The following is an 11,210-nucleotide window of genomic DNA, read 5'->3' as shown; positions in this document are numbered from 1 at the left end:
TGCCAACTCCGGAGGCCGGGCGCCCCATTGCGGGCCACCAAGAAGGTAATGGGGGGGACGGCTCCGCGCAGCGGCAGCCGGTCAGGGCCCGGGCCCCGAGTCGCCGGGGCGGGGCCGCGGTCCGACCATGGAAGGGCGCCAGCAGGGGGGCGATCGGCGGGAGAGGCCAGTGGCGGACACCGAGACCGAGACCGACGTACTGATCGCGGGCGCCGGCCCGGTCGGCCTGACCGCAGCCGCAGAGCTCCGCCGGCAGGGCGTCGACTGCCGCATCATCGACCGCCTCCCGGCCCGCCTCCCGTACGCCAAGGCCGTCGGCATCCAGCCCCGCACCCTGGAGGTCTGGGACCGCATGGGCATGGTCCGCGCCGCCCTGGAGGCCGCCGTACCCCTGCGCGGCCAGCTGATGTACGTCGACGGCGCCCCGCAGGGCCACATCGACCTGCGGCTGCCCCCCGAGGTGCCGTACGGGTTCGCCGCCCTGCCCCAGTACGAGACCGAGCGCATCCTCGAGGAACACCTCGCCCGCTTCGGCACCGCCATCGAGCGCGGCGTCGAGCTGCTGTCGTTCACGCAGAACGACAGCGAAGTCCTCTCCCGGATCGTCACCGCCGACGGCGAGGAGCAGGAGCTGCGCTCGCGGTTCCTGGTCGGCTGCGACGGGGCGCACAGCATCGTCCGCAAGACCCTCGGACTGACCTTCGAAGGCGGCGCGTTCCCCGACGAGTACATGCTCGCGGACGTGGAGGTGGACTGGAGCCTGCCGCAGGGCTACGGGGTGCGCTCCGTGCACCACGGCGTGGACGGGGCCGTGGACGACATCCTCGTCTGCATCCCCCTGCCAGGACGCCACCGCTACCGCATGTCGATGCTGGTGCCGCCGGAGCTCTCCGCGGAGGCCGCGCAGGGCGACGAGGTCGCCCACGGCTTGGAGGCGCAGCGCGCCCCCGGGATCGAGCACGTCCAGGCGGTCCTGGACCGGCTCTCGCCGGAGCCCACCACGGCGTCGGCGATGCGCTGGTCCTCCGTCTTCCGCATCAGCCACCGCCTGGTGGACCGGTACGGCGACGGCCGGGTCTTCGTCGCGGGCGACGCGGCCCACATCCACCCGCCGACGGGCGCCCAGGGGATGAACACCGGCATCCAGGACGCCCACAACCTGGCCTGGAAGCTGGCCCTGGCCGTGGCCGGCACCGCGCACCCGCGGCTGCTCGCCAGCTACCACGCCGAGCGGCACCCCGTCGGGGAGGAGGTGGTCGGCCGCACGGTGCGGCACGCCGCCCAGGGCCTGCAGGCGGATCCGGACGACGTGGCCACCGTCACGCTCCGCGAGGCCCAGCTGCTGGTGGCGTACCCGGACAGCCCCATCGTGGGGCCGGGTACCGCCGGGGCCGACGGCCCGGGCCCGGGCGAGCGGGCCCCGGACTGCGGCGGTCTCACCTCCGCGGTGGCGGCCGTGCCGCTGCGGCTGTACGACCTGCTGCGCGACCGCGGGCACGTGCTGGTGCTCTACGCCGACTCCCCTGCGGCGGTGGCCTCCTGCGGCGAACTCGTCGCCGGGGTCAGGCGGTCGACCGGTACGGCCGCAATGCCGGCGTTCGTGGTCCTCGCCGGCCCGGGCGACACCGACACGGAAGCCGACACGGAAACCGAAACGGAAACGGACACGGACGCGGCCTCCGAGGCCGGCGCCGAGAGCGACGGCGCAGGCGCGGCCGACGTCCGGTTCGGGACGACGGACGCCGACGGCGCTCCCCTGCCGGTCTTCGTGGACAGCCGGGGCGAGTTCGCCCTGCTGTACCGGACCGACGGTCCCGCGGCTTTCGTCGTACGCCCGGACGGCTATCTCGGGACGCGGCTCTCCCCGCTCAGCGTCCCGGAGCGGGCCACCGTGCTCTTGGACCACCTGGCGCGCGTCTTCCGCATCTGATCAGCGGCCGCCGGCGTCCACGTCGGCGTCGGCATCACCGCCGGCCTCGCCGCCGGCCTCCGGGACGGCGCACTCGGCGGTGCGGCGGCGCACCAGGTCCTCCTGGGCCAGCCGCCGCAGCAGTTCCAGCACGGGCGCGGACAAGGCGAAGACGATCACGGCCCGCTCGGCGAGTGCGGCGGGATCGTCGAGCGTGGACGCGCGCTCCAGGTCCAGCCGGGCGATGGACCGGGCCAGCTCCGCGTACGCGACGAGGCCGCCGGGCCGGTAGCCGGGGTCGAGCCGGCGGAGCTGCTTCAGGGCGGTGGCCAGGCCCCCGACGTGCGGAGAGGTATCGGGCACCTGCCAGTCCATGGCCGCGATCAGCTCGGCCACGTCCGCCCCGGCGGCGGCCTCGTCCTCCGCCTCCCGTTCGGGGTCGCCGGCCGGTGCCTGGGCGACGGGCACCGGCAGGGCGTAGCTGATCGCGCCGAGCGTGCCGTCGGTGGTGTCGGCCCGGTCGACCGCGGCCAGCACCTCGCGGGTGGCGGCGATGGAGAGCCCGCCCAGGCTGGTCAGCGCCTTGATCAGGCGCAGGCGGTGGACGTGCTCCTCGCCGTACTCGGCGAGGGTCGCGGCCGTCGCCCGGCCGGCGGGCAGCAGGCCTTCCCGCCGGAAGTACTTGATGCTGGCGACCGGCACGCCGGTACAGCGGCTGAGCTCCGAGATCTTCATACGGCTTCCTCGCGGTGGTGCGGCCCGGCAGATGGCGGTCCGACTGGACACACAAGCAAGATACTGCCACTATCTAGTTCTGGATAGCCCAGATATCCAGCTACTCGATGTGACCCCACGGAGCAGCCATGCCTTCCCCTCAGCCCTCCTCCGTACTCCGCAGCCCCAAGCTGTGGATCGGCTCAGGCCTCATCCTCGCGGTGGTATCCACCCTGTTCGCGCTGCTCTACGTCGGCGGCAACGTCAACCCGAAGGGCAATCTGCGGGACCTGCCCGTGGCCCTGGTCAACAGCGACCGCGGGGCCGACACGGGCGGCAAGCACGTCAACCTCGGCGAGCAGGTCGTCGCGGGGATCGAGAAGTCCGCGGCGAGCAACCACAGCATCGCCTGGCAGGTCATGACCCGGCAGGAGGCCGACAAGCGGCTCGGCCAGGGCAAGCTCTACGGCGCGCTCGTCGTCCCGGCGGACTTCACCACCGCGGTGGCGGGCCTGACCCCCGCCCCGCAGCAGGGCCAGGCGCAGGCCCAGGGTCAGGCGGCGCAGGGCCAGGCAGCCCAGGGCCAGGCCCAGCCGCAGGGCCAGGGCCAGGCCCAGCCGCAGCCGGCCCGGCCGACCCTGACCGTGCTGACCAACCAGTCCGCCGGCAGCATCGGCTCCTCCATGGCCAGCGGCGCCTCCCAGAAGGCCGCCCACGCCGCGTCCGCGCAGCTCGGCAAGGACCTGCTCGGCCGTGCGGCCGGACAGGGGGCCCAGCTCTCCCCGGCCGCGAAGCTGATGCTCGCCGACCCGGTCGCCGTCGAGATCGCCGACGGCCACCCGCTCGGCGCCCGCAGCGCCATGGGCCTGAGCGCCTTCTACTACGCCCTGGTCCTGCTCGTCTGCGGCATGCTCGCCGCCAACGTGGTCAACTCCCAGGTCGACAACGCCCTCGGCTACCTGCACACCGACATGGGCCCGTTCCGCCAGCGCACGCCCCTGCGGCACACGAGCCGCGTGCGCACCCTGGCCGTGAACACCGTCATCATGCTCGGCCTGTCCGTGGTCATGGGCTCCCTGGTCGAGGCCACCACCGTCGGCCTCCTCGACATGGACGCCTCCCACCTCGGCCTGCTGTGGCTGTACTCCGTCGGCACCATCGCGGTCGTCGGCATCAGCGGCCTGGCGCTCCTCGCCGTCTTCGGCACGCCCGGCATGCTGCTCTCCACGATCGTCTTCATCGCGATGGCCGTCCCCTCCTCCGGCGCGACCGTGCCGCTTGAGGCGCTGCCCGGGTTCTTCCGGACGCTGTCGGAGTTCGAGCCGCTGCGGCAGCTCACCGGGGGTCTGCGCTCCATCCTCTACTACGGCGCCCAGGCCGACGCGGGCCTGACCCGGGCCTGGACCGCGATGGGCATCGCGCTGGCGGTCTCGCTGGCCTTCGGCTTCGGCATGACCCGCCTCTACGACCGCAAGGGCCTGCACCGCATCCCCCGCCCCGAGGAGGCGGCCGACGCGGCAGCGGAGCCCGTGAAGGCCTGAGCACGGCGGACCGCACGGACCGCACGGCGCGCACCGCACACATCGACGAAAAGCCTGGAGCCCGACCGGCAGCACGCCCGGTCGGGCTTCAGGCCGCTCCGGGAGGGGATACCGGCCAAGAAGCCGCCCGCCCGGACTCGGCCCGCCGGCGAGCGGGCAGCCGTACGGCATGCCGAAGAACCCGCGTGAGCTGCCCCGCCGGATCTCCGACGACCACGTCGACGCCCTCGTGGCCCTCGACCCGATCACGGGCACGATGCTCGGCGTGCCCGAGGCCAACGGCCGGCTGCCGGACTTCTCCTCCGACGGGGCCCGCGCCCTGGCCGACCTGGCCCGTACCACTCTGCGCCGCCTGTCCGCCTCCGAGGCGGCGGCCACCGCCACGGACACCGACGCGGACACCGCCGCCACTGACCCGGCCCGGGAGGCAGCGGTCGAGCGGCGGTGCGCGCGGCTGCTGCGCGAGCGGCTGGAGGCGGAGCTCGCCCAGTACGAGGCCGGTGAACACCTGCGCGCGGTGGAGAACTCCACCTCGCCTCTGCACCGCGTACGGAAGGTGTTCGCGCTGACCCCCACCCGCACGGCGGAGGACTGGGCGGCGCTCGCCCGGCGGCTGCGGGCGGTGCCGCAGTGCCTGGCCGGCTACCGCGCCGCCCTCACCGAGGGCCTCGGGCAGGGGCTGGCAGCGGCCCCCCGGCAGGTACGGGCGAACGCCGCCCAGCTGCAGGAGTGGCTGGCGGCCGAGCCCGGCGCCTTCGACCGACTGGCAGCAGCCGCACCGGAGTCCGTACGCCGCGAGCTGGAGGCGGCGGCTTCGGTGGCGACCGGCGCCTTCGCCGAGCTGCGGGCCTGGCTGGTACGCGAGTACGCGGGCCGCGTCGGCGAGGTCCCCGACGCCTTCGGCGCCGAGCGCTACGCCCGCTTCGCCCGCTTCCACACGGGCGCCGACGTCGACCTCGAAGAGGCGTACGCCTACGGCTGGTCGGAGTTCCACCGCCTCCTGCCCGAAATGCGCGACGAGGCGGCCCGCATCCTGCCCGGGGCGCAGGACCCGTGGCAGGTGCTGGCCTGGCTGGGCGAGCACGGCCGCAGCATCGAGGGGGCCGAGGAGACCAGGCGGTGGCTCCAGGCGCTCATGGACGAGGCCGCCGACGCGCTCGACGGCACGTACTTCGACATCGCCGCCCCGGTCAGGCGGGTGGAGTCGTGCATCGCCCCGCCGGGCGGCGGCGCGGCGCCGTACTACACGCAGCCGTCCCTGGACTTCTCCCGGCCGGGCCGCACCTGGCTGCCCACGCAGGGGCGCACCCGGTTCCCGCTGCACAACCTCGTCTCCACCTGGTACCACGAGGGCCTGCCCGGCCACCACCTCCAGCTCGGGCACTGGACCCACCTCGCGGGTGGCCTCTCCCGCTACCAGACGAAGGTGGCGCGGGTGAGCGCCACCACCGAGGGCTGGGCCCTGTACGCGGAACGCCTGATGGACGAACTCGGCTTCCTGAGCGACCCGCAGGCCCGGCTGGGCCATCTGGACGCCCAGATGCTGCGCGCCCTGCGGGTCGTCGTCGACATCGGGGTGCACCTGCGGCTGGCCGTGCCCGGACACTCCCCGTTCCACGCGGGTGAACGGTGGACGCCCGCACTGGCCCGGGAGTTCCTCGGCCGCCACTCCAGCCGGCCCGCCGCCTACCTCGACAGCGAGGTCGTCCGCTACCTGGGCCGGCCGGGGCAGGCCATCACGTACAAGCTCGGCGAACGGGCCTGGCTGGAGGGCCGAGAGGCGGCGCGGGCGCAGCAGGGCCCGGCCTTCGACCTCAAACGGTGGCACATGGAAGCCCTCTCGCTCGGCTCCCTCGGCCTGCACGACCTGCGGGCCGAACTCGCCGCGCCCGGCCGCTGACGGCTCGCAGAACCGGCCGGAACAGGTCCGTGCCACCCGGCGCAGTACGGGTGGCCTTCCGGGCGCGACGCTGGAGCCGTGCCCGGGAGGCCGAACTCCGGCCCGCGGAGACCGCCTTCGTCGAGGCCGGCGCAAAGGGCGCGCGACGCCGCCTGACCGCGCCGGCCGCCGCGGCCGTGGCGCTCGCCCTGCTGGTGGGGGTGGGGACGTGGAAGTGGCTCGCGGGTGCCGAGGCAGCGAAGCCCACGGCCGCGGGCATCCTCGTACAGCAGTCGATCGATGCCGCTCAGAACGAGACGCTGCCGCCGGGCAAGGAGGCCAAGCTGCCGCCCGGGGCCTACCGGGGCCGGTTGTGCGCGGGCTAGGTCAAGGGCGCAGGGCCGCGCGCAGGGCCGTGGCGGATTCCGCCGAGGTGTAGAGGGTCTCCGCCGCCACCCGGCCCGCGGGGCCCAGGTCGAGGTGCACCGGCGGCCACAGGCGCAGGACGGCGTTGACATTGCCGTCCACGGAGCAGGCCACCGCGTTCGGTTCGCCCGAAACGGGGCGCGGGCCGCAGCCCCGGACGGTCCGCACGGTGGCTCCGACCGAGCGGACGGCCTCACGGGGGATCTGCACCTCGCCGAGGAAGCCGGTGCGCAGCACCAGGGCGTCCGCGCGCACCTCGTGCGGGGAGCGGGCCAGGGCCGCGGCCGCCCCCAGCCCGGCCAGGATCAGCACCGCCTCCAGCACGGCGTGGGCGACCCGCACCGCAGGCGGCAGCATCGACGAGATCGGGACCGCGGCGGCGAGTTCCATCACCACCAGGCACAGCAGGGACTGCCGCAGGGTCTGGGAGTGCGGCGCGGTAGCGCTGGCGCCGTCCCGGCCGCTGCGCCGCGCCCTCGGCACCAGGGCGGCCGCCCAGATCCGCACGATCCGCCACGGGGTGGGCCGCCCGGCCACTGTCCCGCAGATCCCGCCCGCTGCCGTGTCCATCCGTCCTCCCCTGGCTGGTCGTTGCCTCCAGCCTCGCCCCGGCCGCGCGCCGGACCCAGTGAGGTTTGTCATCGTTTCCCGGCTCCGACGGCCCGTCAGGGACAGCCCTCTACCCATCACCTGTGACATGTGAAATATTACCTGCGCTCCATCCCCTCCCCTCCGTCCCAACTCACCGAAAGGTCCGCCACGTTGCGCAGACTCGCTGTGGTGGGAGCGGCGATATCCCTCGCCCTCCTCACCACCCCCGCGCTCGCGGCCACCGCGCCGCCGCCCCCTTCCCCGGGCGGACAGCAGCAGGCCGAGCAGCATGCCGCCGCACCCCCGCCCGCGCCCCTGGAACTCCAGCGGCAGGCCCTGCGCCGGCAGGCGCTGGAGAGCGTCGCGGCCGGCGGTCCGGCCGCCCTCAAGGCGGATGCAGACGGCACGCTCCCGCGCCAGGCCAAGGTCGGCAAGCGGTACGTCGAACTCGCCCAGGAGCGCAAGGACAAGGTCTTCGTCATCCTGGCCGAGTTCGGCGACCAGGTGGACACCACCACCGAGTTCGAGGGCAAGCCCCGCTTCGGAGGCACCCCCGGCCCACGCCACAACACCATCGGCAAGCCCGCCGCGAACGACAACCACACCCTGTGGCGCAAGGACTTCGACCGGTCCTTCTACGAAAAGCAGTTCTTCTCCCCCGACCCCGAGTCGGCCTCGATGCGGGCCTACTACCGGCTCCAGTCCTCCGGCCGCTACGACATGGACGGCACCGTCTCCGACTGGGTTAAGCTCCCCTGGAACGAGGCCCGTTACGGCACCGACAACTGCTCCGAGCCCGGCCAGTGCCGCACCAACTGGGACCTGATCCGGGACGCCACCGCCGCCTGGTACGACGGCGAGCGCGCGAAGGGACGCACGCCCGAGCAGATCAAGGCGCAGCTCGCCGAGTACGACGTGTGGGACCGCTACGACGCGGACCACGACGGCAACTTCGACGAGCCGGACGGCTACCTCGACCACCTCGTCGTCGTGCACGCGGGCAAGGACCAGACGTGGGGCGGCGGCGCCCAGGGCAAGGACGCCGTCTGGGCGCACCGGTGGTTCGCGTACTGGAACCAGGCCGGCACTGCGGGCCCCGAGGGCAACAAGGCGGGCGGCACGCCGATCGGTGACTCCGGCATCTGGGCCGGCGACTACCTGACCGGCGGCGAGAACAGCGGGGCGGGCCTGTTCGCCCACGAGTTCGGCCACGATCTGGGCCTGCCCGACCTGTACAGCTCGGACGGGGACAACAGCGTCAACTTCTGGTCCCTGATGTCCTCGGGCTCGTACCTGGCCAAGGGCCGGAACACCACCGGCGCATGGCCCGGCGACCTCGACCCGTGGAGCAAGCTCCAGCTCGGCTGGCTCGAGTACACCGAGGCCGACGCGGGCCGCAAGACGCGCGCGGTACTGGGCGTGTCGGGCTACAACACCGAGGACCCGCAGGCGCTGCTGGTGCACCTGCCGCCGTCGGAGACCCGGACCGAGCTGATCGACCCGTACGAGGGCGCCAGCCAGTGGTGGAGCGGCACCGGCGACTTCATGGACAACACCCTCGCCCGGACGGTCGACCTCACCGGCGTGTCCGGGCCGGCCCGGCTGGACGCGCGGCTCTGGTACGACATCGAGCAGGACTTCGACTTCCTGACGGTGGAGGCCTCCACGGACGGCGGCACGAGCTGGTCGCCGCTGCCCGGCACCGTCGGCGGTACGGCCATCCCGGCGAAGGGCGTGTCCGGGACCTCGTCCGGCTGGACCGAGCTCGGCGTGCCGCTCGACCGGTTCGCGGGGAAGAGCTTCCAGGTGCGGCTGCGCGTCACGTCCGACGGCAACACCCACGGCAAGGGCGTCACCTTCGACGACCTGCGGATCACCGCCGACGGGCGGGAGCTGCTGCACGACGGGGCGGAGCAAGGTGCGAACGGCTGGAGCGCGGTCAAGTGGTCGCGTACGGAGGGCCGCACGGGCAGCGAGCGCCACCCGCGCGCCTACCTGGTCGAGAACCGGCGCTACACCGGCTACGGCGTGCAGCTGAAGACCGGGCCGTACAACTTCGGGTTCACCGGCGACCAGGTGGAGTTCTACCCGTACCAGCAGGGCGTGCTGATCTGGTTGTGGGACACCGCCTACAGCGACAACACCACCAAGGCCCATCCGGGCGGCGGGCTGCTGCTGCCGATCGACGCCCGGCCGGAGCCGCTGCGGAATGCGGACGGCTCGCTGCTCAACGCGCGGGTGCAGACGTTCGACGCGCCGTTCTCGCTGCGGGCGAGCGACCGGATCGTCCTGCACAAGGCGGGCGCGCCGACCGTGATCCCCTCGCGGCCGGGGGTCGCGGTCTTCGACGACCACCGGGGCTCGTACTGGAACGCGGAGCTGCCGCAGGTCGGGGTCAAGGTGCCGGACACCGGGACCCGGATCGCGGTGGTGAAGGAGGCCTCGGGCGGCGCGCTCACCACGGTACAGGTGAGCCCTTCGCCCTGAGCCGCGGTCGTCCTGAGCCGCGGGGGCGGAGTGGGGTGTCCGGGTGACGGGGTGGGCCGATTCGACCGCGTCGGGGCAGGTCGGCCGGGGTTCGGGCGGCCCTGTCGGCCAAGCTGCCCGGATGGACGTCCCCCGGCGCGACCGCCGCCCCCGCCCCCTCGCCGATTCCGGCCGGCCTGCCGTGCGCTGCCCGACGGGCCGGCTCGCCCGCCTCTGCGTACGCCGCCACCGGCTGGTGATGGCGGTGTGGCTGGTGCTCGTGGTGGCCGGGCTGGGCGCGGTCGGTCCCGTGCTGGACCGGCTGGACCGGCAGGCCTGGAGCGTCGCCCCGCACGAGTCGGTGCAGGGCAACCGGCTGCTGGAGGACGCCCGGCCGTACGGCGAGCAGCTCGACGCCGTGGTGGCCGGCGTGGCCGTGTCCGGGCCGGGGTTCCGGCGCGAGATGGCCGAACTGCGGCGCGACCTGGGCGGGATCGCCGGGGTGCGGGGGGTGGGCGTGCCGGCGTCGGTTGCGGCACCGGCACCAGCCGCGGCTCCGGCTGCAGCCCCGGGCGGTGTGGACCGCGCTGATCCCGCCGTCGCCGCCGACGGGCGGGCCGCGCTGGTCACCGTACGGTTCGCGCGGGGCCTCACGGGCAGGGCGCGGGAGCGCTCCGAGGCGGCCGTCGAGGCCCGGCTGCGCCGGATCGCCGAAGCCGTGCCCGGCACCGAGGTGACGCTCGGCGGGAGCGACCGGGCACGCCGTGCGGTGGCCGCACGGTCGGTGGCCGACACCCGGCGCAGCGAGCTGATCACGCTGCCGGTGACGCTGGTCGTGGTGTACCTGCTCTTCGGCGGCCTCGCGGCGGCCTCGGTACCGCTGCTGGCGGCGGTGAGCACGGTCGCGACGGGGACGGGCTGGCTGCTCCTGCTGTCGCGCTGGTACGACGTCACCTCCCCCGCCCTGTCGACGACCACGATGCTCGGGCTGGGCCTGGCCGTCGACTACTCGCTGGTGATGGTCGGCCGGTTCAGGGAGGAGCGGGCCGCCGGGCAGCCGGTGGAGGAGGCCGTGATCCGGATGATGCGCAGCGCCGGGCGCTCGGTGGGCTTCGCGGCCCTGGTGGTCGCCGCCGCCCTGTGCGGACTCGCCGCGTTCCCGAGCGACTTCTACGCCGCGATCGGCCTGGCCGCCGCGGGGACGGTCGCCCTGTCGCTGGCCGCCGCTCTGACGCTGACCCCCGCACTGCTGGCGGCGTTCCCGCACCGGATCGGGACGCGGGCCGCCGATGCCCCGCCCGGTGTAGACGGCGGCTTCGGCGGTGCTTCGGCGCGACTGGCCCGCTGGACGCGCCGGCGCGCCCTGCCGGTGGTGCTCGGGGTGGGGGCGCTGCTGCTGGCGTGCGCCTCGCCGTTCCTGCGCGTCCACCTGGTCAGCCCGGTCGGGGAGCAGCAGCTGCCGCCGGCGGCGGAGGCCCGCCGGTACGCCGACCTGGTGGCCGAGCGGTTCCCGCAGCACCGTGCCGACGCCGTGGTCGTGGTGGCCCGTACCGCTCCGGCCCGGCTCCAGGCGTGGGCCGACCGGTTCGAGGACGCGCCGGAGGTGCAGGAGGTGGGCAGGGCCACCGCCGCGGCGCCGGGCCTCGCCGTCGTACGGATCGCACCGGCGGCCGCGCGGGCGGCG

Annotated in this window: 8 protein-coding genes; 6 read left to right on the top strand and 2 right to left on the bottom strand. The window is 74.5% G+C overall.

The genetic code is table 11. The features are described 5' to 3' along the window. Positions 1-169: 169 nt before the first annotated feature. Positions 170-1,930, top strand: a complete 1,761-nt coding sequence (locus AB0F11_RS35880) for an FAD-dependent monooxygenase (protein WP_362183350.1) — start codon at positions 170-172, stop codon at positions 1,928-1,930. Here the strand turns inward: AB0F11_RS35880 and AB0F11_RS35875 are convergent, their stop codons facing one another. Then, positions 1,931-2,644, bottom strand: coding sequence for a MerR family transcriptional regulator (locus AB0F11_RS35875; RefSeq protein ID WP_362183347.1), 714 nt, complete (start codon positions 2,642-2,644; stop codon positions 1,931-1,933). Between the two features lie 128 nt (positions 2,645-2,772). On the opposite strand from AB0F11_RS35875, the gene AB0F11_RS35870 reads away from it, so the two are divergent. The 3 genes from AB0F11_RS35870 to AB0F11_RS35860 all read left to right on the top strand — a co-directional run bounded on the left by AB0F11_RS35870 (position 2,773) and on the right by AB0F11_RS35860 (position 6,429). Then, positions 2,773-4,164 (top strand): DUF3533 domain-containing protein, encoded by a 1,392-nt coding sequence (locus AB0F11_RS35870; protein ID WP_362183344.1) that lies wholly within the window; start codon positions 2,773-2,775, stop codon positions 4,162-4,164. 169 nt (positions 4,165-4,333) lie between these two features. Next, positions 4,334-6,064, top strand: coding sequence for a DUF885 domain-containing protein (locus AB0F11_RS35865; RefSeq protein ID WP_362183341.1), 1,731 nt, complete (start codon positions 4,334-4,336; stop codon positions 6,062-6,064). 29 nt (positions 6,065-6,093) lie between these two features. Further along, complete coding sequence (locus AB0F11_RS35860; RefSeq protein WP_362183338.1) at positions 6,094-6,429, top strand: hypothetical protein; 336 nt, start codon at positions 6,094-6,096, stop codon at positions 6,427-6,429. A gap of 1 nt (position 6,430) precedes the next feature. Here AB0F11_RS35860 and AB0F11_RS35855 read toward each other — a convergent pair whose 3' ends face one another. Continuing rightward, positions 6,431-7,039: a hypothetical protein gene (locus AB0F11_RS35855; RefSeq protein WP_362183335.1), complete on the bottom strand. Its 609-nt coding sequence runs from the start codon at positions 7,037-7,039 to the stop codon at positions 6,431-6,433. Positions 7,040-7,249: 210 nt separating this feature from the next. On the opposite strand from AB0F11_RS35855, the gene AB0F11_RS35850 reads away from it, so the two are divergent. Together AB0F11_RS35850 and AB0F11_RS35845 are read left to right on the top strand one after the other, a co-directional pair. After that, entirely contained in the window at positions 7,250-9,547 is a 2,298-nt protein-coding gene (locus AB0F11_RS35850; RefSeq protein ID WP_362183332.1) for an immune inhibitor A domain-containing protein, read from the top strand. 121 nt (positions 9,548-9,668) lie between these two features. Next, a partial coding sequence (locus AB0F11_RS35845; protein WP_362183329.1) for an efflux RND transporter permease subunit occupies positions 9,669-11,210 on the top strand: 1,542 nt, incomplete at its 3' end.

This window comes from Streptomyces sp. NPDC032472 (genome assembly GCF_040636955.1).
Lineage (GTDB): Bacteria > Actinomycetota > Actinomycetes > Streptomycetales > Streptomycetaceae > Streptomyces.
Note: the sequence above shows the minus strand (reverse complement) of the source record. Positions and strands in the feature narration are given on the sequence as shown.